Genomic DNA, 22,034 nt, shown 5'->3' with positions numbered 1-22,034 from the left:
GCTTGATGAAAATTGTTCTTGTTGCTGGAGCTCGACCAAATTTCATGAAAGTGTCGGCCATTATCGATGCGATTCAATCGCATAATGCTTCTGGTGGTCGTCGCATTGAGTATCGGTTGGTTCATACGGGGCAGCATTATGACGCTCAGATGTCACAAACCTTTTTTACTGATCTTGGGATCCCCAAGCCTGATGTGGATATGGAGGTAGGGTCATCTTCGCATGCTCAACAGACGGGGGAAATTATCAAACGATTTGAGTCTATCATGCTCGATGAACAGCCTGATGTCGTGCTGGTGGTTGGAGATGTGAATTCGACAATTGCGTGTTCATTGGTGGCCTCAAAGATGATGTATCCGACTCCGACGGCGACGCTGAATCTGCTTCGCCCTCGTATTGCCCATGTTGAAGCGGGGTTGAGAAGTTTTGATCGTGAAATGCCGGAAGAAGTCAATCGCGTGTTGACAGACGTGGTGTCAGACTTTCTTTTTACGACGGAACAGAGTGCTCAAAAAAATTTAAAAAAAGAGGGTATTCCAAAAGATAAAGTGCATTTTGTTGGCAATACGATGGTCGATTCATTATTGAAGCATAGAAAAAAATCTCAAGCGTCTGACATATTAAGACGTTTAGGCTTATCCCATGATGATAAAATGGCACCTCGAGAGTATGGGGTGATGACGCTGCATCGCCCAAGTAATGTTGATGACCCAACCTGTTTTCAGCCAATTCTTGAGGCACTTGAGGAATTAAGCCAAGATATGCCGATGGTATTTCCCGTTCATCCTCGAACCATGAAGCGGATTCAAGAGTTTCATCTAGAGTCACACTTCGTCTCATTGACCCCACGCGAAATTGGAGAATCAGGTTTGCATTGCATCGAACCGCTTGGCTATCTCGACTTTCTGTGCCTTACGGCCAACGCCAAATTGGTGTTAACTGATTCTGGTGGCTTACAAGAGGAAAGCACTATTTTGGGCGTGCCCTGTGTGACGTTACGAGAAAATACCGAACGGCCAATCACCATAACGCAAGGCACAAATGTGTTGGCTGGGACGACGAAGGAGCAGATTCTTGTCCATGCGCGCCAGCAACTCACCCATCACAAAAAACATAAAAGGCCAAAGTTCTGGGATGGCCATGCCGGTCAGCGAATCGTTGAAATTCTTGATCGGAGTTTGTGTGGCACAAGCTGACATGTCTCTCAAGATTCTTCATGTTTTAGACCATAGTTTGCCACTGCATAGTGGGTATACTTTTCGAACGAAAAACATTTTTCGGGCACAAGAAAAAAGAGGGTGGACCCCCATTGGGTTGACGTCGCTAAAACAAGAGCAGACATGGTCTGGACCATGGGTGGAAAAGGAGACAATCGATGGTTTGTGTTTTTATCGATCTCCCCTGCTGGCCTCCCCTCAAGGCTGGTTAGGGACGCAATATCAACTGATCAAGACGTTAGCCCGAAGACTTGAAGACGTGATTGAACGTGAGAATCCGGATATTTTACATGCCCATTCACCGGTATTGAATGCGATACCGACTTTATGGGTTGCGAGAAAGTACAAACTCCCGGTTATTTACGAAGTTCGGGCGTACTGGGAAGATGCAGCTGTCGACCATGGAACGTATGAAGAAGGGTCGTGGAAATACAGGACAGTCCGAACACTTGAGACCTTAGCCTGTCAACGGGCGACTCATTTAGCGGTCTTATGCAACGGGATTAAACATGATCTGATGAGCCGCGGCATCTCTTCCAGTAAACTGACTGTAATTCCAAACGGAATTAATCTTGAAGACTTTACCGATTGTCGGCCTGATGAGGAAAATAAGAAAAGTTGGAATCTCGCAGGGAAGCGGGTGATTGGGTTTATCGGATCGTTCTATCGTTATGAGGGGCTGGACCTGCTTGTTAATGCGTTTGCAGATCTTGCAAAGGATCATGAGGACCTTGTTCTTCTTTTGGTGGGCGGTGGGGAGGTGAAGCACGAATTAGAAGAACAAATTCAATCGCTAGGCATTCAATCAAAGGTCGTCATGCCTGGACGTGTTTCGCATGATGTCATTCCAGGTATCTATGGTCTTGTTGATATCTTTGTGTATCCAAGGAGATCTATTCGACTTACTGAGCTCGTGACTCCATTAAAGCCGCTTGAGGCGATGATCGTTGGAAAGCCTTTGGTGGCAAGCAACATTGGAGGGCACCGTGAATTGATTCAAGATGACGTGACAGGTCTTCTCTTCGCCCCCGGTGATGCCAATGCATTGAGTGCGACGTTAGAGCGATTGCTGTCAGATGAACCATATTTGAAAACGCTTGGGCAGCAAGCGCAAGCTTGGGCAAAGAAATATCGTTCGTGGGATAAGACGACATCCCCCTATGGACAGATGTATGCGTCTGCTACTGGCAAATGAAAGATCTGAGGGGACAGATTACTCAAGTATGTTGCATGTTCAAGCAACTGAGTCTCTTGACATGTGAAGGAGTACTGGCTTTTTTCGCCATACCCAACGAATATGAATACACTTTTTCATTCGGAGAGATGAGAGCCTTCATCATTGTACTTTCTACAGAGGAGTCATCTTTATGAAAAGAAGACTATTGCAGATTAGGAAACGTGTCATGCCTACACAGGAGTTGGTCGGCACTTATTGGAAACAACTTCATGGCGCTCACTATCGTGTTTTTTTCAGTCTAGCTGCACTTATCTGCATCACATGGCCCGGACCGGTTGAAGGAAGAGGAGTTGCCCCGTCGTCGTTAATCATTAGCTGGGTCTCGCATCAGGAGATCAGACGAGTCAATTCTTTTCCCATATATCAAGTGTCCCATCATCCTGCTGGTCCGACGATGTATCATGATTATTATCAATTAAAAAAGGATCGACATATCGGTCAACTTGTTCGGCTTGTCGAAAGCGCTCATACGAAGCGTATTCTGCCTCTGCTACAGCAGTCTTTTAAGATTCCAGCGCACAAAGAACATTATTTACGGCAAGCGTTGCGTGAAATTCGATACACTCTTGATCGGCTCGTTAATCATCCAAAAGCCTTAGCCTTATCTGCAACGGTGTCGAATTTGGCTGGCCGACCAAATTTGCCAATTACTTACTATCAACGAGCGATAAAGATGTATCCAAAGCATGCCATCACTCATGCGCAATTTGGAAATTTTTTAGTCGGGTTGGGAAAGTTTGAAGAAGGCATTGAACGATTGAAAGTTGCCATTAAAGTTAACCCCAAAATGTCTGTGGCCTATGGCTGGCTTGCCTTGGCCTATCAAAAGAATGGAAACCACGACTTGGCTAAAGAATATTCACAGAAAGCGAAGGAACGACACTTTAAAGGCAAACTTCCTTATTAATGCAACTCGACGGGTAATCTATATGGATGCCTGGACGTTCTCATGCAAATGAAAAGACCTACGATATGAGTGGAATCTGTGGCATAGCGTTTCCGGAACGAACACATCGGCAACACTTTCAATGTTTGACTCCCATGCTGCGTGAAATTGATCGCTCTGCCCAGAGTCAAGGGCACATGCATATTGAAGAATCAATTGGGTTTGGGGTGCAAGCATTTCCGGGTCGATTGTCTGGAATTGCCGAGCTGGTAGAGCATGGAAAGACTCATTGTCTAGGTTTTCATGGCAGCGTCTACAATCTCGATGAAGTTCTTGCTCCTGTCCGAGAGCATCATGATCCGCTTGTCGCGATGTTAGCGTTGTCATTACGTGGGATTCAGTCTTTGTTGACAAGACTTCGTGGAGACTTTGTCCTCTCTTTTTGGGATGCGAACCAAGAAGCGCTCTTTCTAGCTACTGACCGGTTTAGAGTTCATCCTCTATTCTTTCGACAGGATCACGATAAGTTTGTCTTTTCATCGAGAATGCAGGGTCTTCTGGCGTGTCCATCCGGTCAGGACATGACCATCAATCCATCGGCCGTTCTGAATGTCATTAGCTCCTCTTTCATTCCAACTCCACGAACGATTTTTCGTGAGGTTCAAAAATTACCACCAGGACAATTGCTGACTTGGAAGAAAGGGGCCATGCAATTGGAGCCCTATTGGGATATGAATTTTCCCAATTCCGGAACATTGTCTCGGACGGCCTATTCAGAAAAACTGAAAGAAACATTTTCGGATTCCATCACGGTTCGGATGAAATATGATCAGAAGGCTGACCAGATTGGAAGTTTTCTCAGTGGAGGCATTGATAGCAGTACGGTGTTGGGGGTGTTGACGCAGCTGGCGCAAACTCGGATGAATAGCTTTTCTATTGGCTTTGGCGAGGAAGCCTTTAATGAAATGAGTTTTGCGCGTTGTGCTGCCAATGCGTTCGATTCACAGCAGCATGAATATGTGGTGACGGCGGATGACACATTTCAAATTATTGACCTGCTTGTTGAAAATTTTGATGAACCGTACGCGAATGCGTCAGCTATACCGACGTATTTTTGTGCGAAACTGGCACGCGAACATGGATTTCAAGTGCTCTACGGTGGAGATGGCGGAGATGAACTATTTGCCGGCAATGAGAGATATGCGACTCAGAAAATATTTGACTATTACAAAGCCATTCCTCGCTGGCTACGAAACTATGGGGTCTCGCCTGCCGTTTCCATGCTGGCGAGCTTGCTGAAACTCAATGTGTGTATAAAAGGAAAGAAATATATTCAGCGAGCGAATACGCCTTATCCCGACCGATTGTTTTCATGGGGATTGTTTGAAATTCTTTGTATGGAAGAGGTGTTCTCTGGAGATTTTTTAAAGTCGCTGGGCGATCGCCACGATCCGTATGACCATGTGAGAGAGCTCTATGCTCATTCGCAGTCATTGGCACACACGGAGTTGGAGCGGCAATTATATCTGGATATGAAACTGGTGATTTCTGATAACGATATTTTAAAAGTCACTCGGATGACGGAAGCCAATGGGATCGCCGTACGATTTCCCTTTCTCGATCATCGTTTGGCGGAATTTGCTGCTGGTGTCCCGGCGCATATCAAGATGGAAGGGACGCAATTGCGAACCTTCTTTAAATCAACCTATTCCAACCTCCTTCCGGAAGAGATTCGGACCAAGACCAAACATGGATTTGGATTGCCGATCCCCATTTGGTTACGAACCCACAAAAAGTTGAGAGAGATGATGATGGATCTTTTGCGAAGCGAAAGGGTTCACCAACGAGGATATTTTGGTCAACATACGATTGATGATTTGCTCAAAAGACATCAAGAAGATACGACCTCATTTTTTGGAACCATTCTGTGGAACTTTTTCATGTTGGAATTATGGCTTCGGAGATATAGTGACAAACATTAAGGTACATGACGGCGAGTATTAACCCTATTTCCTCTATGTTGCGCGAGGAGTGGGTCCTCACAGTTTGAGAAACTAAACCATGGGTATACTTAAGTCGGTTGGATTTAAAGCAGTCGGAATATTGTTGCATCGAATTGGGGTACTGGGATTCATCAGTCAACTTGTGGATCGTATGCAGAAAAAAACTGTTTCAAATAGCCTACTTCCTTTTCCTCTGGTCCAAAAGCGCGTGTCTCGACCGGTTCAGATTTTAATGTACCATGGGATCGATGATGCGTGGTCTCCATTTCTCGGGCCTGCTCCGATTCGTGGTTTTAGGAACCAACTTCGTTATTTGGCCGAATACTGCAATGTGTTGGATCTTGATGAGGCCGTGGAACGAATACAACAACGGGATGTGCCCAACCGAGCTGTCGTTATTACACTAGATGATGGTTATCGCGATAGTTATGTCAATGCGTTCCCTCTGTTAAAAGAAATGGAATTACCTGCTACGATTTTTCTCGCGACGGCGGCTATCGGAACGGGGAAGGTGTTGTGGCATGATCGCGCGTGCTGGATGATCAGCCAAACGGCTGTTTCATATTTAGAGGGCTTTGGCAGCCGCAATCGGTATGTGTTGGATACGAGGGATGGGAAACGGGCGGCACAGGAAGGTGTGCTGTGGTATCTACGATCTCTTAAGGATGAGGACCGAATTGAAGCACTTGAACAGCTCTCGACGCACTTGCAGGTATCTGGTGAACCTGATATTGAACCGCGGTTAATGCTGAATTGGGAAGAGGTGAACGAAATGTACAAATCGGGCATTCGTTTTGGTGCACATACCGTACACCATCCGATTCTTTCAAAAATTCCCTTAAGCAACGTGGCCAGTGAGCTTCGTGAATCAAAAGAAACGATTGAATGTCATATGGGATGTCGTGTGACGACCTTTGCATACCCCAGTGGTCGACCAGAGGACTATAATTCGAACATTAAAGAGATTGTGAAACAGGAGGGGTTCGTCTGTGCAGTGAGTACGGTGTCTGGGGCAAATTATGAGGGCGATGATCTTTTTGACTTGAAGCGAGTGGGATATTGGGATCAGGACGTCGGGCCTTTTGGTCTTCGTTTTGAGTATTCCCGATTCTGCGCATAACCTAAACCCCATATTTTTTATCGAGTACTTATGAGGTGGAAATTCTTAAATGATCGAGAGGCCTTTCACGCACATCGTGAGCAATGGGATGCGCTGAATGCCACTACCGGCAACCATATCTTGCTCGATTCAGGTTTTTGGGATCCACTCGTCCGGTTGTTTGGTCATGATGAGCTCTATCTTGCGATTTGTGAAGACCCTGCATATCCTGCCATGATTCTTATCGAACATGTCGGAGCAGGAAGATGGACGACGTTTCAGCCGTCACAAGCCCCTCTTGGTCCAATCCTGTTCGGGAATCCCTTGAATATTGAACAGCAAATGGCCATGCTCGTTCGCAGTCTTCCTGGTTTTACAATTTCTCTAGGGATTACACAACAAGACCCAGACTATACGAGCCTTAAGCAGGGTTCCAGTGATCCGAGGCTAGAATTTTTGGACTATATCACAATTCCTAGGATTTCAATTGTCGATACATTTGAATCGTATTGGAAGCAACGAGGGAAAGATTTGGTAGGAAATCTTGCGCGTCGCAAGAAAAGACTTGATGAGCAAGGCGTCAAGATCTCCCTTTCAGTCGATCGAACTCCTCAAGGGATGGATGAGGCGGTACGAATTTATGGGCAGTTTGAAGAATCTGGTTGGAAAGGGGAGAATGGAACAGCCGTGAGTGCGACCAACTCCCAGGGTGTATTTTATCGTGAGATGTTAGCCCAGTTTTGTCAGCAAGGAGAGGGTGTGGTGTATCAGTTGCTCATGGATGAAGTCCCGATTGCCAGTAATCTGTGTGTTGAAAGGGGTGGGATGCTCATTATGCTGAAAACAGCTTATGATGAGAAATATAAGAAATTATCCCCAAGTTTCATCATGCTAGAAGATATGTTGAAACGATTATTTGCAGATAAGACGGTTCAGGTTTTAGAGTTTTATGGACGATCGAAGGAATGGCACAAAAAGTGGACGGATGAAGAACGGACGATGTATCACATTAACTGTTACCGATATGCCATGGTTTCTCAAGCAAGAAAGCTTTTGAAAACTCAAGGTCTCTTATCAGGAAAAAGCGGGTAATGCATGGATCTTGTGGTGCGACATGCTGACCTGACCAATGATTGTGAGCAGATTGTTGATCTTCAGCGTCAATATTTAACTGCCCATTCGAATCTCCAACGATTTCATTGGCTCTACAGAAATAATCCCTTTGGTCAACCGCGAGTTTGGGTGACTGAAGAGTCAAAGTCATGTGCGATTGTCGGGGCAGCAGCAGCATTTCCTCGGTCACTCTATATTGGGTTAAAAAAGAAGGTGGGTTGGGTCTTGGGTGATTTTTGTATAAGCGAGCAGTACCGGTCTCTTGGACCAGCGATTCAACTTCAACGCGCGTGCCTTGAAGGTTTGGGGTCAGAGGGGAGTGCAATTTGGTATGATTTCCCAAGCTCGCATATGCTAGCGATCTATAAGCGGCTTAAGGTGGTTCAATCACAGAAGATGATTCGTTTTGTCAAACCGCTTAAAGTCGATCGGAAGGTTCGTTCTGTGGTGAAATCGAGTTTTTTTCAGCGATGTCTGAATATTGTGGGCAATCTGACATTACAGGTAAGTGATCGAAGAGTGAAACCTCCAGCTGGCTTGACGTTTCAGCAGCATGTAGGGGAATGCGGGCCGGAGTTCACAGAATTATCTGAATTCATTGGAGGTAGTCATGGAAATTGCCTCGAACGAACCGCAGCCTATCTGAATTGGCGCTATTGCCACAATCCTCTCGACTGTTGTGTGTTGGTTACAGCCCGTCAAGAGGGGGCACTTAAGGGGTATGCTGTCTTTACCGAGACAGGGGCAGATGCCTATGTGTTGGATGTGTTCGGTGTTCAAAATCGTGATGTCATGGTCGGCCTACTCGATCATATTGTTGGACGTGTTCGTTCAGGTCCATGTGAAACCGTAGTGGTCTCTATTGTGGACAACCATCCTTGGATTCATTTTTTACAGTCCGTGGGATTTAAGCCACGTGAGGCTTCTCCCATCATTATTAGTGGTTTACCTATTGAATCTGAATACAAAACCGACGAGAATCAGCACAGATCATTATTGTTAATGCAAGGAGATCGTGACAGTTGAAGGGGGAGGCATATTTCATTATGGAAGATACGGTAGATCTTGAGCATATTAGAAAATTTGTTGTTGAACATATTCCAAGGGTCAGTCAACTAGAGGGACAAGATGATGTCCAACTTTTAGAGGATGGCTTATTAGATTCTCTTGGTATTTTGGATGTTGTGACATATTTAGAAGAAGAGTTTGGCATTACCATTTCTGATGAAGAATTAACTCCAGATAATTTTCAGTCAATACGTACGATATTTCTTTTTGTTCAGAAAAAAAAGAATCACGTCCAGGTTGCTGATTAATCATGAGGTACCCTTCCTGCGGTATGAGTTGTCTCAGGTGACATGTGAATAGGAACAATCACTCCTGGAGACGTGAGATGAGGTAGGCCCAGTTCATCACATTGCGGAATAGCTAAAGGTCCTGGGGCTATTTGGAACGCAGGTGTGCTGTAAGGTGGATCGTTGCGATCCCCCTGCTGTATAAAGAAGGTCTGAATGATGCATTTCTGCATATCGTGGGTTTCAACTTTTCCACTCCTTCCAATCTTCTCCTCTTAGTATGGAATCCCAAACAGGAATAGGCCTGGCGTTACCTGCGAGTTTTTGTCACGGTATGATGCCTGGGCGGCCTTTCTTGTTACGCAACAGCCTTGCCGATTGGTGCGAAGCTTAAAAAGAGAGCTGAGATATGTCACGTGTGTACGAAAGTAATAGTCTCGTCTCGAAACCTTACTGGGTATTCCTCTGTTTCATTCTTATATGTATTGCTGCCATCTTTCGATTTTCACATCTTGGCGATAAAGATTTTGGTATCGATGAGATTCTCCATGTGTATGCTGCTCAGGAGCTGCTTCAGGACCATGTACCTCTTTTGCCATCAGGGTATGCCTATGAGCGAGGGTTGCCGTATACCTATCTCGTTGCTGTCATGGGCTATTTGGGAGGGTTTACTGAACTGAACCTACGGATTCCGAGTGCCATCCTTGGCGTCGTGGTCGTCTTTTTTGTGTATTGGATGACTCAGCGATGGTTCTCTGTCGAGGCTGGTCTTGTGGCAGCTTTCTTCACGGCCTTATCGCCAATGGAGATTGCGCATTCTCGCGAAGTGAGGATGTACATGCTGTTCCAACTGTTATTCTTGCTGATTGCGTTTTTTTTCTTTGAAGGCTTCGAAACGTCTTCGCGAAGAAATACAAACGTACCTAAGCTGACCGCGACAAAGAAATGGACAGACACATTTCAGGTTCGTCCGTTGTTTTTATGCTATGCCGGGATGGCTTTTTTGTTGGCTCTGGGAGTTCATAAGCTCATCCTTCCGGCGATGTCTGGTTTTGTCGGCTATGTGTTGGTGATGGGGATTATTGGTGTCGTCAGTCGGTCGATCGATTCTCCTGTTCGGCAAAAATATATTGGAACTGCTCTTATGATCATTGTCGGGGCGACTGTGGGGAGTCTTCTCTTTCCGGGTATACCAGCGAAGCTCGTTGCGATCACTCAAGAACCACTAGCTTGGGGACAGGAAAATGCTGATAACTGGAGTTACTATCGTTGGTTACTGTTAGATGAATACCCTCTTGTGTTTGGGGGGCTTTCGATTTTTCTGCTCTATGGATTCTTGCAGAACCGCAGAGTTGGGTTGTTGATTGCGTGTGTGTTCCTGTTGCCTTTTGTGATTCAGAGTGTGATCTTGCCGATGAAAAGTTACCGGTACCTTTTGTATGTTTTACCATTTATGTACATGGCGGCCGGGGTCGGAGTTGCGGGACTATTGAGATCGTTGTGGTCTGCAGGGCATGCGTTTAACAAGGTGGAGTTCGTTCCGAACAGGGTTTGGAAATTCTTTGTATCGATCGTTCTTATGGGAGGCATTCTTGGGGTCTTGATCAATATGCCGTGGTTTATGCGGACGGTTAAGGATTTCGCCCAGGACTTTCAATCGCCCCATGTGACCGATGTCCAGCATCACAACTGGGGAACCACTGTGCAATATATTGAGTCACATGCCGTACCTGGTGACGTCATTGTTTCCGGTTATCCCTTACTTTCCCGTCATTATGGAGCTACCCAGCCGTTGTATTTCATGAATAATGCCTACTTGGTGACCAATATCAACCGAGATTTAAAAAATGAACAAGGACAGCTGATTGATTATACCTTTGGGGTTCCTGTTCTTCAGAACCTTGACGATCTCAAACAGATCATGAAACGTCACCCTTCTGGGTGGGTCATGACCTATGAGTGGCGGAAAGATCGATTTTGGAACTATCCAGATCTTCCAGAGACTTCGTTAGGGACATTTCCTGTGGAAGTGATACGGTACATTAAAGAACATCTTGAACGGCAGAAAATACCCAATGCTCCATATATGGCGTTATGGCGTTGGGACTCTCGCTCCTAGTGAGCTTTCGGAAAAAATTTACTTAGTTTCCCTGCTTGTACATTAATATTTCTCCAGCTCAGCCTCCCTTTGTCTTTTGCCAGACACTATTTCAAGAACCCACTGAAAAGATTAGGTCATTAATAGCGGATCTAAATGGTTGTTCAGTGAGGTGCCTAGGCCACGATAGTTCAATGGGCCAATGGCTCCTGTCCAACCATCCTTTCCTTGAAATGCATGTGCAGCATATAGGTGTCTATAGTCTTTTAACTTTTTCTTAGTACCTCTGCTCCGACGCCTGCAGGCTCTAGCCGTGCCGCGACTCTTTTATAGGGTCGATGTGTGTTTTTGCGTTCTACCGGGCATGTGTATACCGTGAGGAGCGATGAGGTTTCGCTAGAGTCCTCTGAGTGAACGCCTCTCATCGTGGGCGGGGCTTGTTTGAGATTCTCTGGTTTATGTCAAGCCTCGTGTAAGGCGGGCCGGGTTAAACGTGGTCTGATAGCGGTGAATGGACCAAGCTGCTCGGGCAATTTTCCGCGCGATACTCACTAAGGTGGCCGTTGAACTCCACCCTTGGATGCGATACGAGTCATAGATGGGTTTCCAGACTTTGGTTTTGACGGCAGCCATGGCGGCATTAACGAGTAAGGAGTTGAGATAGTAATTTTTTGTAAATATAAGTATTAACAGCTAAATATTTTATCTGTATTTAGAAAAATCTTGGTTGAAAAACAGATCAATATGCCATGTTATGTGACAGTGTGTAAGATTTTATGAATTAGATAAGAGGCTTTTGAAGACAGTTGATTTTCGTTCTAAATAATGAGATGCTTTTCTTTCATGCCAAGCACTTGGTGGTGCTTCATAGCTGTAGAGCCTTCATCTATTTTGTTCATTCACCTGTAGAAGAGCCATTTTGTCACGCTCCGCTATTCATTCCTCCTGCACCTGTGGATTCTAGGCAGCGAATGAGATCGACATAAGGAAATATCATGGATCTTTCTATCATTTTGTCCACATGCAGACGTCCAGAGATTCTTGTTCGGACTCTCAAAAGCTTTACGGAGTTGAACGTTGGAGACCTGCGATGGGAGCTTGTGCTTGTGGACAATGCCGATGATGAAGCTACGCGTCAATTAGCTGATCAATTTCAGGACACCATCACGCTGACGTATGTTGTTGAGACGAGAGTAGGGAAGAATTATGCCTTAAATACGGCCATTCCAAAAGCGAAAGGAAATATCATTGTCTTTACCGATGATGACATTCTGGCTAACCCTTATTGGTTGATACGTATCTGGGAAGGAGCGAAGCGTTGGCCGAATCATGATGTATTTGGAGGGAAAATTTTACCGCATTTTCCAACAGACCATGTGAAATTTGATCTCGAGAATCGACTCGTCAAATCGGCTTTGGTGATTGCAGACTGGAAGCTTCCTGAAGGCGAATATAAACCGAGCATGGTCTGGGGGCCAAACTTTGCTGTTCGTTCCTCTGTGTTAGAGGGCGGGTTTCGATTTAATACCGATTTTGGTCCAAATAGCGGTCAATACCTCATGGGTGATGAAACCGAATTCGTCTATCGGTTAGAGCAAGCTGGGCATCCTCCAATCTATCTGCCTGAAGCGCTCGTTCATCACCAAATTCGACCCGAACAGTTGAGTATGGAATGGTTACGTCGTCGTGTGGCTTCGTATGGAGGCACTTTTGCTTTTATGTCAGGGTTACCTCATTCTCCATTGTTATTTGGTGTTCCTCGGTACATGTACGCACAAACGCTTCAAGCGTTTCTTCAATATCTTCGTTCCCGCCTGTTTTCAGACGACAAGACGCGGTTTGAGTCCGAGCTTATGTACTGGTATCGCAAGGGAATGTTACTTCAGTATTGGATCGGAGTGCCGAAAGAGAAGGTAATAGTGTATTAACGCATTGGTTTGGTCGCGTCGTCTTCTATACCTCGTACTTACAGTTGTCATCCTAGTTGTCGTTAGACGGTCATAATAAAGGCGTATTATGAGCTTTTTGATCCATCATATGTTGAGGGACAGTGCCAAGCGTGTTCCTGAAAAGCCGGCGTTGGTCTATCGTGCTCAATCGCTGAACTACCAGGAAGTCGTGACGCAGGTATCTGGATTGGCTGCTGGGTTAAGTCAAGCCGGGATTAAACGTGGGGATCGTGTTGGCATCTATCTTGACCCATCAATAGAGTTAGTGATTTCTATCTTTGGGATTTCTCAGGCGAGTGCCGTTTTTGTTCCTATTAATGGGCTCTTGCTGGCTGAACAAGTGGGACACATTGCTCAGGATTGCGAGATGCGGTGCCTGATTACGACCAAAAAAAGACTGGCTGGCTTACAGGATGTTCTTTCCACCTTGCCAAGGTTAGAGTTTCTCGTCGTCATTGAAGATGGCTCTGACGTGCCATGTTCGACATCCGTCTATTGGTACCATGAGTTGCTCAAAATGGTTGAGATCTCTTGTCAAATTGAACCGTGCATTGACAAAGACCTCGCGGCCATTTTGTACACCTCTGGCTCCACTGGAAAACCGAAGGGTGTGATGCTATCCCATTCAAATGTTGTCAATGGGAGTTCGATTGTGTCGATGTATTTGGAGATCACCGAACGGGATAAAATATTGGCGGTGCTGCCATTTAGTTTTGATGCCGGATTAAATCAACTGATGACGGCTTTCCAGCAGGGATGCACGCTTGTGCTTATGACATTTGTGTTTGCGAAGGAAATCGTTCAAATGTTGCTCAAGGAACAGATTACCGGCTTAGCGGGTGTTCCGACATTGTGGAACCTGTTGTCACAAACTAATTCGACTCTGCAAAAACAGACCTTTCCACACTTGCGGTATATCACCAATACCGGAGGGGCGATGCCGCAACATGTTTTGGCTTTGCTTCGGAAAGCCTTACCTGCAACGAGTGTGTATCTGATGTATGGGCTGACGGAAGCCTTCCGGTCTACCTATCTTCCTCCCGATCAACTTGAGCAGCGCCCAACGTCTATGGGCAAAGCGATTCCCAATACTGAAATATTAGTGGTGAATGAGCAGAATGAACCTGTGAAGCCTGGAGAGGTTGGAGAATTGGTTCACCGAGGTCCAACGGTGTCGTTAGGCTATTGGGGAAATCCTGAGATGACGGCTAAGGTGTTGCGTCCACACCCCTATCAACATTCAAATGGCGGGACGGAGGAGATGGTGTGTTTTTCAGGAGACCTTGTGAAGATGGATGAGGATGGGTATTTGTATTTCGTTGGGCGTCGTGATTCTATGATTAAGTCTGCAGGATTTCGAATTAGTCGTACAGAAGTTGAGGAAGCCCTTTACCAAAGCGGCCAGATCAAAGAGGCAGCCGTGATTGGTGTCCCTGACGACATTCTTGGGCAAGCGGTGACAGCCTTTGTCGTGGGGCAATCTCAAGAGTCCGTGGATGTAAGTGTTCTTTCAGCCTTTTGTGCCAGCAAGCTTCCGCGGTATATGATGCCAAAGACCTTTCATATTCTGGAGAAGTTGCCCAAAACCCCGAACGGTAAAATTGATTATACGAATCTTCAAGCGATGAAAGTGCCTGCCAATGCCTGAATCTCGAGACCTTATTGCTCGCCACTTTCATATGGATTCTGGACTGTTAATGTTTGGGGGGCAAACATCGATTGAAACCATTGTTGCGACGTATGGCACGCCACTGTTTATATACGATGCAGCGGTTCTTAATCGGAAGTATGAATTATTGCAGCAGACTCTCCCTCAGAATTTTGCCATTAGTTATTCCGTCAAGGCGAATCCTTCTCAAGCGATTCTCAAGCATTTTGTGCAGAAGGGCTGTGGGTTGGAAATTGCTTCAAGCGGAGAATTTCTTCAAGCCCTCCAAGCGGGTTGTGCATCGAATGCTATTCTGTTTGCAGGGCCTGGAAAAACAAAAGCAGAACTGGAATTAGTGCTGGCGAAAGGCATTGGAGAAATTCATATCGAATCTGTTCTGGAGGTTGCCCGTATTGCCGCGATCAGTCAGCGATTAGGGGTCATGGCCAACGTTGCGATCCGAGTCAATCCAACAGGGGAAGCGTTGGGCGGCGCCATGCGGATGGGTGGACAATCCACGCCCTTTGGTATTGATGAGGAAGAGCTCGAATCGGTTGTTGCGCAAGTCTGTTCTAACCCAGTACTCAAATTCAGTGGACTGCATTTATTTTCGGGGACGCAAATTTTGGACTACTCCGTCTTGGTTTCTCAATACCGAAAAGGGTTGGATATTGCTAGGAGAATTGTCAAAAAAACAGGTCAACCTCTTCGCACATTGGACTTCGGAGGTGGCTGGGGAATACCCTACTTTGGAAAAGAGATGGAGTTGGATACGAAAAAACTGAAGTCTGGCTTGGAGGAAGTGTTTTCTGAGGTTCAGAATGATCCTGATTTTTCTGGGACGCAATTCATGGTCGAACCAGGACGATACCTTGTTGGCGAAGCCGGTGTGTACGTCACACAGATTACTGACGTGAAAGTTTCTCGAGGAAAAAAATTTTTAATCGTCGATGGAGGGATGCACCATCATTTGGCGGCGTCTGGTAATTTTGGGCAAGTCATTAAGAAAAATTTTCCGGTGTGTCTCGTGAATAAGATTGATCAGCCTATGAAAGAGACTGTCGATGTTGTGGGGCCACTTTGTACGCCACTGGATGCTTTGGCGCGTGGCATTCAACTGCCTGAAGCAATTGTTGGTGATCTTGTTGGTGTACTCCAGTCTGGTGCATACGGAAGAACGGCAAGTCCATTGCATTTTTTAAGTCATTGTTCACCTCCTGAGGTCTTGGTTGAAGGCGGGGAGGCGAAGCTTATTCGACGAAGAGGGACCTACGAAGACTTGACAAGAGACTGCGTTTAATCCGTCGTTATCATGTTCAACGATCTATAGCCTATGCGATCTAGGGCTGAGACATCGTGCAATAGGGCGTGAATTTCAATTGAATGTCTGCCCATTTGAGTATGTTAGGAATGATCGTGAGCTTGCAGACGAGGATGTGCCGATAGACTGTATGGAATTTGTCGTATCACGAGATCCTCGTTTACTTATCCAAAACCTGATTCCGTCACTTTCTCGGAAAGCACTGTCTGGTCCTGTTAGGGGGAGCTTGACCTCATATCATTTCTGGGCCAGAAATGCGTTATTTCACGGACTGGGGGCCTTGGGCCTTCAGGCTGGAGATAAGGTTCTGGTTCCCGCTTTTCACTGTTCGACCGTTGTGGAGCCGATTCTTCACTATGGCTGCGAGGTAGTTTTTTATAATGTGAATCGTGATGGAATCGTCGACTTTGAAGACATTGCTCGGAAAGTCGATTCCCGAACAAAGGCCGTGATTGCCATTCACTATTTTGGCGTCCTCCAACCTTTACCGACAATTCGAGATTTTTGTCAGGATCATCAACTTTTTTTTATTGAAGATTGTGCCCATCTCTTAATGGGTGAAAGTGAGGATGACCCACTTGGTCGTGTCGGAGATATCAGTATTTTCAGTTGGAGGAAGTTTTTCCCAATTTATGATGGAGGAATGTTGGTGTGTAATCATGCCTCACAGCTTCCGACTGTCTCTTGGGATGGCTTGGGAGGGTGGCTTCATCTTAAAATTGTCAAAAACCTTTTTGGAAAATATTTATCCGATCGATCAGCCGCTCGGCCTCCTGTAGCTTTGAATCGTGAAAAACGTGAGTCTGAAGTAGAGGATTCCGTCTCAGAAGACGAAACGAGGACGAAGTTTAAATCCAAGGCTCCTCACAGAGAGTTTGATGCCTTACAATTAAATTGGCCGATGAGTCCATGGTCTCGATTTATTTTAGAAAACATCGATTTGTCGGCAGTCATGCAGAAACGTCAAGAACATTCGAAATTTCTCAACCAAGCTTTGGGTGAGTTGTCTGGCGTTCGTCCGTGGTCTACAGAGGGAGTCAATGGCGTCTGTGCTTGGGCGTTTCCGATTGTTGCGGAAAATCGGACGGACCTTCATGTTCAATTGAGAAAACGGGGGATTCAGTCCTTTTCTTGGGGTGGGGTGATTCATCCTAGCCTTCCCTTAGAAGAGTTTCAGGACGCCAGGTTTTTGTATGAGCATCTGGTCTTGTTACCAAACCATCAAAGTTTAACTCGAGAAGAGTTACACTTTATTATAGAAAGTGTAAGAGATGTCTTGTGAGTCGATAGAGTGAACTTGACGCACCAATATTTCTAAACGTCTTAAGTTGAAATATGGTTGGTTATCAACGATGAGGAATATTTTGATGGTGGCATTTCATTACCCACCTTTTTCTGGGGGTAGTGGTGTGCATCGGACCTTGAAATTTTCACGGTATCTCCCCCAGTATCAATGGAGGCCGATTATGTTGACCCCTCATGTCCGAGCGTATCCTCAGACTAGCGATCACCAGATGAACGAGATTCCTTCGGATGTGCTCATTAAACGGGCATTTGCTTTAGACACAGCACGGCATTTGTCTTTCAGGGGAAAGTATCTCAACGTATTGGCGTTGCCAGATCGATGGGTCACCTGGATGATCGGAGCCATTCCTTTGGGGCTTTGGTTGATCCGAAAATATCAACCTCAAGCGATATGGTCGACCTATCCTATTGCGACAGCGCATGGTATCGGCCTTGTGCTCAGTAAACTGACCGGGCTTCCTTGGATTGCTGATTTCAGAGATTCCATGACCGAAGAAAATTATCCGCGTGATCGTTCGACCAGGGAATATTATCAATGGATTGAACGAAATACGTTTGCGCAAAGTACAAAAAACATTTTTACCGCTCCATCAACGAAAAAGATGTATCTTGATCGATATCCCTGGTTGAAGCAAGAGTCCTGTCTCGTGATTCCTAACGGGTATGACGAACACGACTTTCAAAGTCTTCAGTCTGAAGAGGTTCATATTTTTGGCAACGGTCGTCCTGTGCGATTGATTCATGCTGGAGTTGTCTATCCGGAAGAACGAGATCCACGCCCATTCTTTCAGGCATTGGCGAAGTTGAAATCAGAAAATCTGATATCCTCAAATATGCTGCAAATTGAATTTCGCGGATCTGGTTCAGAAGATTTGTATGCAACCAAATTACAAGAGTTAGACATTACGGATATTGTCTATCTACTTCCCTCACTCCCCTATCGCCAATCGTTGCAAGACTGTATGGCGGCGGATGGGTTACTCCTCCTTCAAGGGGCGACCTGTAACCATCAAATTCCAGCAAAAGCCTATGAATATCTTCGAATACAAAAACCTATCTTAGCGCTGACGGATGTTACGGGAGATACAGCTGCACTGTTGAACGAATGTGGAGGCGCAACCATTTGTGATTTGCACGATGAAGAAGATCTCTATCAAGGAATCCGAATATTTTTGGGACAAATCAAATCCGGTCAACATCCTATCCCGCATAGACCGACGGTGAATAAATTTTCTCGAGAAAGCCAATCTGAAATGTTGGCCACATATTTGCATCATCTTACCGATAGCCAAGGCGGTTAACTCTTTACTTTTTTTAAAAAAATATGAGAGATATTGCATTAGTTATTCTCGTTTTAGGTTCTGCGGCCGTTGCCATTAGAAGGCCCATGTATGGGATGTTACTCTTTGTAGCCTTTGGCATTGTTAATCCTCAAGGATTTACGTGGGGGTTTGGCAGGTCCTTTCCTATCGCCATGATCATGGCCATGGCCACTGTTCTGGGTTATGTGATTTCACCAGAATCAAAACGTTTTCCTCGACAGCGAGAAGTCTGGATGCTGCTTGGCTTGTGGTTGTTATTTGTCGTCTCAACTGTGGTTGCGTATATTCCGCATCGAGGGTGGATGTCAGATGCCGCGTTAACTCAACTCATCCATGTATCAAAAATCTTTGTCATGATCTTTTTGTCCATGTCCCTTCTCAATTCGCCAGAACGTGTTCAGATGCTGATGAAGGTTGTGGCCTTATCGATTGGACTATTATCGGTCAAAGGCGGGATATTTGCGATTATCACGGGTGGGAGTGAGTTGGTATGGGGGCCGGAGGGATCATTTCTGTATGCGAATAATGCCATCGGTCTTGCAATGGCCATGAATGTTCCCTTGCTTTATTATCTGATTCAGCTTGAGCGTAAGCCCTGGCTTCGCAAGGTCATGTGGATTATGTTGGGATTGTCCGTTCCAGCAATTGTCTGTACGTTTTCCCGTGGCGCATGGTTGGGACTCATGGCGGCGGTTGGATTAATCTTATTGAAGAGTAAGTATAAAGTCGTGATAGGTGTTGGCGGTGCCATTATGGTTTTCGCTACGATCGCCTTCATCCCATTTTTAACGACACTGGATCTCGTGCCTGAGCGGGTCCAATCTCGATTTGATGATTTGGTGAATTATGAAGAAGAAGGGTCAGCCGTCAGTCGATTTTGGAATTGGGAGGCTTGCAAGCGGGTTGGCTTCGCCAATCCCCTTACAGGAGAGGGCTTTGATTATTACGGTCGACATATCTATGAGAAATACTTTCCTGAGTTCATCGTACAGTATGGACATGATAAAGTCTGGTCCTGTCACAGCATGTGGTTGACCGTGTTGGCAGAGCATGGCATTCTGGCATTTCTCCTCTGGATTGCATTGCTGATATCCTGTTTTCTCAGTTTACGAAAAATCCATCGATTCAGTAAGAGAATTGAGAGTCTCCAATGGATGGGCTATTACGCGTCGATGGTCGAAATCAGTTTTGTGGTATATATGATTGTCGGGACGTTTCTGGATGTCGCGTATTTTGATGTATTTTATCAATTTATCGTTGTGGTAATACTTCTGAAAGAACACATGTACCAGATGGTGAAGTCTTGGCATTTGAGTCCAGGGGAAGAGCGTTTTCGACGGTCACATGTTCGAGCGTCGTTGGCTGGGTCCAGATGATTCTCTATGGATGGCCGTGTCCTTCGATGCTCAACCCATAATTTTTCTTGGTGAGTGACCAATTTACATGAAAATAGGGTATGATAAGACCATCTCATGACCTGGTAGGTCTCCAAGGTGGGGAATGAGCTTGTTACGGAAATGGTGGGGTGCGTTATCCCTCATCTATTCATGTCCTGCGTCTTCAAAGATGCCCACTTACTTTGGGTGATGAACAGAACGATCTCCTGGTATTCCTATCGGTCTGATGGGCTATTTTCGGCGCCAAACCCTTGATTTTCTGTGGTAAGGCAGAACGGTATATGTATGAAACACATTAGTCTTGGCATCTCAGCTTATTACCACGATAGTGCAGCATGTTTAGTGCATGATGGTGAAATTGTTGCAGCGGCTCAGGAGGAACGCTTTACGCGAAAAAAACATGATGCTGGATTTCCTCGTGAAGCCGTGAAGTTTTGTCTGAGGGAGGGCGGGTATACTTTGTCTGATGTCAGTGAAGTTGTGTTCTATGATAAGCCATTACTCAAGTTTGAACGACTACTTGAAACTTATTTAAGCTTTGCCCCAAAGGGGATTTCTTCCTTTCTTGCCGCGATGCCTGTATGGCTGAAAGAAAAATTGTTTCTCAAAGACCTTTTACGCAAAGAATTAGTGCGAGTGGGAGAGTTTGCCTCCACAAAGGAGGTTCCGCCAATCCTCTTTGGGGAGCATCATGAATCTCATGCCGCCGCGGCCTTTTTCCCTTCGCCGTATCAGGATGCGGCCGTGTTGTGTATGGACGGTGTAGGGGAATGGGCGACGACATCAGCATGGGTCGGGCAAGGAAATCAACTGACCCCGTTATGGGAAATTCCCTTTCCGCATTCAATGGGATTGCTGTATTCCGCGTTTACCTACTACACCGGGTTTAAGGTGAACTCTGGGGAATATAAAGTCATGGGACTGGCGCCCTATGGTCAGCCCACATATGTAAAAGCCATCTATGAGCATTTGCTGGATGTGAAGGAAGATGGCACGTTTCGATTGAATATGGAGTATTTTGATTATTGCACGGGCTTGAAGATGACCAGTGCGAAATTTGACGAAGTATTTGGAGGGCCGCCCCGCAAACCTGAATCGGAGTTGACGCAACGGGAAATGGATTTGGCGAGATCGGTCCAAGAGGTGACTGAAGAGGTCGTTCTGCAGTTGGCCCGAGGACTTCAGAAAGAAACAGGCTTCGATTCGCTATGTTTGTCTGGTGGTGTGGCTCTCAATTGTGTCGGAAATGGTCGCTTGCTTCGCGAAGGTCCCTTTAAGCGTCTTTGGATTCAGCCTGCAGCGGGAGATGCTGGAAGTGCGTTGGGGGCGGCGTTATCCGTTCATTATCAATATCATGGAAATTCTAGGACGACCAACGGAGAATCCGATTCGATGCGAGGCAGTTATCTGGGCCCAGCTTTTACCAATGATGAGATTGAAACGCGCCTGCAAAGTCTTGGGGCTCGCTATGAACGTTTGGATGACGAAACTTTGTCCAGTCGTGTGGCCCATGAGCTTGCGACTGAAAAGGTCATTGGATGGTTTCAGGGACGAATGGAATTCGGCCCTCGTGCGTTGGGAGGACGAAGCATTCTTGGTGATCCTCGAAGCGAAAAAATGCAGTCGATCATGAATCTAAAAATCAAATATCGAGAATCATTTCGACCCTTTGCTCCATCTGTCCTTCGCGAGCGGGTTTCTGATTATTTTGAAATCAATGCCGAGAGTCCCTATATGTTGCTGGTGGCGCCGGTCTCCAAGGACCGACGTTTGGCACTGACGGATGCTCATAAAAACTTATGGGGGATCGATTTATTGAATGTCCCGAAATCGGATATTCCTGCTGTGACCCATGTGGATTATTCAGCGAGAGTTCAGACTGTGACTCACCAGACCAATCCGCGGTATTATGCGTTGCTCAAGGCTTTTGAAGCTGAAACGGGTTGTGGTGTGCTCATTAACACGTCGTTTAATGTGCGGGGTGAACCAATCGTTGGAACACCTGAGGATGCCTTTCGATGTTTCATGCGGACGGAAATGGATGTCTTGGTACTTGAAAATTGCGTGTTGCGCAAAGAGGATCAGACCCCTGTGGAGAAAGACAGTAGTTGGATGCAAGAGTTTGAACTTGATTAACGGGAGCC

The 22,034-nt window shown here is 45.9% G+C and carries 17 protein-coding genes; 16 read left to right on the top strand and 1 reads right to left on the bottom strand.

Annotated elements, in window-relative coordinates; translation table 11 throughout:
- The first annotated feature begins 5 nt into the window (after positions 1 to 5).
- The 9 genes from wecB to ACWQXP_RS22340 all read left to right on the top strand — a co-directional run bounded on the left by wecB (position 6) and on the right by ACWQXP_RS22340 (position 10,969).
- Positions 6 to 1,196: a non-hydrolyzing UDP-N-acetylglucosamine 2-epimerase gene (gene wecB / locus ACWQXP_RS22380; protein WP_454065103.1), complete on the top strand. Its 1,191-nt coding sequence runs from the start codon at positions 6 to 8 to the stop codon at positions 1,194 to 1,196.
- Positions 1,183 to 2,412: a TIGR04063 family PEP-CTERM/XrtA system glycosyltransferase gene (locus ACWQXP_RS22375; RefSeq protein WP_454065102.1), complete on the top strand. Its 1,230-nt coding sequence runs from the start codon at positions 1,183 to 1,185 to the stop codon at positions 2,410 to 2,412. Before wecB ends, ACWQXP_RS22375 begins: the two co-directional genes overlap by 14 nt.
- Before the next feature lie 172 nt (positions 2,413 to 2,584).
- On the top strand, positions 2,585 to 3,361 hold the full coding sequence (locus tag ACWQXP_RS22370) for a hypothetical protein (RefSeq protein ID WP_454065101.1): 777 nt from the start codon (positions 2,585 to 2,587) through the stop codon (positions 3,359 to 3,361).
- Positions 3,362 to 3,426: 65 nt separating this feature from the next.
- Positions 3,427 to 5,322 (top strand): asparagine synthetase B family protein, encoded by a 1,896-nt coding sequence (locus tag ACWQXP_RS22365; RefSeq protein WP_454065100.1) that lies wholly within the window; start codon positions 3,427 to 3,429, stop codon positions 5,320 to 5,322.
- A gap of 79 nt (positions 5,323 to 5,401) precedes the next feature.
- Positions 5,402 to 6,463: a polysaccharide deacetylase family protein gene (locus tag ACWQXP_RS22360; RefSeq protein WP_454065099.1), complete on the top strand. Its 1,062-nt coding sequence runs from the start codon at positions 5,402 to 5,404 to the stop codon at positions 6,461 to 6,463.
- Positions 6,464 to 6,493: 30 nt separating this feature from the next.
- Positions 6,494 to 7,534, top strand: a complete 1,041-nt coding sequence (locus ACWQXP_RS22355; RefSeq protein ID WP_454065098.1) for a GNAT family N-acetyltransferase — start codon at positions 6,494 to 6,496, stop codon at positions 7,532 to 7,534.
- Between the two features lie 3 nt (positions 7,535 to 7,537).
- Positions 7,538 to 8,581 carry a hypothetical protein gene (locus ACWQXP_RS22350; protein ID WP_454065097.1) on the top strand — a complete coding sequence of 348 codons (1,044 nt, stop codon included), beginning with the start codon at positions 7,538 to 7,540 and terminating at the stop codon, positions 8,579 to 8,581.
- A 20-nt stretch (positions 8,582 to 8,601) separates the two neighbouring features.
- On the top strand, positions 8,602 to 8,871 hold the full coding sequence (locus ACWQXP_RS22345) for a phosphopantetheine-binding protein (protein WP_454065096.1): 270 nt from the start codon (positions 8,602 to 8,604) through the stop codon (positions 8,869 to 8,871).
- Positions 8,872 to 9,259: 388 nt separating this feature from the next.
- Positions 9,260 to 10,969: a glycosyltransferase family 39 protein gene (locus tag ACWQXP_RS22340; protein ID WP_454065095.1), complete on the top strand. Its 1,710-nt coding sequence runs from the start codon at positions 9,260 to 9,262 to the stop codon at positions 10,967 to 10,969.
- Between the two features lie 435 nt (positions 10,970 to 11,404).
- Here ACWQXP_RS22340 and ACWQXP_RS22335 read toward each other — a convergent pair whose 3' ends face one another.
- Positions 11,405 to 11,581, bottom strand: coding sequence for a hypothetical protein (locus ACWQXP_RS22335; protein ID WP_454065094.1), 177 nt, complete (start codon positions 11,579 to 11,581; stop codon positions 11,405 to 11,407).
- A gap of 362 nt (positions 11,582 to 11,943) precedes the next feature.
- Here ACWQXP_RS22335 and ACWQXP_RS22330 point away from each other — a divergent pair, with 362 nt between their 5' ends.
- From ACWQXP_RS22330 to ACWQXP_RS22300, 7 genes are all read left to right on the top strand, one after another.
- The gene (locus ACWQXP_RS22330; RefSeq protein ID WP_454065093.1) at positions 11,944 to 12,876 is read left to right on the top strand and encodes a glycosyltransferase; all 933 of its coding nucleotides are present in this window, start codon (positions 11,944 to 11,946) and stop codon (positions 12,874 to 12,876) included.
- Between the two features lie 88 nt (positions 12,877 to 12,964).
- A complete protein-coding gene (locus ACWQXP_RS22325; protein ID WP_454065092.1) occupies positions 12,965 to 14,545 on the top strand; it encodes an acyl-CoA ligase (AMP-forming), exosortase A system-associated in 1,581 nt (526 codons plus the stop codon).
- Entirely contained in the window at positions 14,538 to 15,845 is a 1,308-nt protein-coding gene (locus ACWQXP_RS22320; protein ID WP_454065091.1) for a type III PLP-dependent enzyme, read from the top strand. The genes ACWQXP_RS22325 and ACWQXP_RS22320 overlap by 8 nt, the downstream gene beginning before the upstream one ends.
- A gap of 151 nt (positions 15,846 to 15,996) precedes the next feature.
- On the top strand, positions 15,997 to 17,148 hold the full coding sequence (locus ACWQXP_RS22315; protein WP_454065090.1) for a DegT/DnrJ/EryC1/StrS family aminotransferase: 1,152 nt from the start codon (positions 15,997 to 15,999) through the stop codon (positions 17,146 to 17,148).
- A gap of 85 nt (positions 17,149 to 17,233) precedes the next feature.
- Complete coding sequence (locus tag ACWQXP_RS22310; protein ID WP_454065089.1) at positions 17,234 to 18,472, top strand: glycosyltransferase; 1,239 nt, start codon at positions 17,234 to 17,236, stop codon at positions 18,470 to 18,472.
- A gap of 23 nt (positions 18,473 to 18,495) precedes the next feature.
- On the top strand, positions 18,496 to 19,869 hold the full coding sequence (locus tag ACWQXP_RS22305) for a putative O-glycosylation ligase, exosortase A system-associated (protein WP_454065088.1): 1,374 nt from the start codon (positions 18,496 to 18,498) through the stop codon (positions 19,867 to 19,869).
- A 306-nt stretch (positions 19,870 to 20,175) separates the two neighbouring features.
- Positions 20,176 to 22,026 (top strand): carbamoyltransferase family protein, encoded by a 1,851-nt coding sequence (locus ACWQXP_RS22300; RefSeq protein ID WP_454065087.1) that lies wholly within the window; start codon positions 20,176 to 20,178, stop codon positions 22,024 to 22,026.
- Positions 22,027 to 22,034: the final 8 nt, after the last annotated feature.

It is taken from the genome of Candidatus Nitrospira salsa (assembly GCF_965152625.1).
The sequence above is the reverse complement of the archived record's forward strand: the minus strand, read 5'-3'. Positions and strand labels throughout refer to the sequence as shown.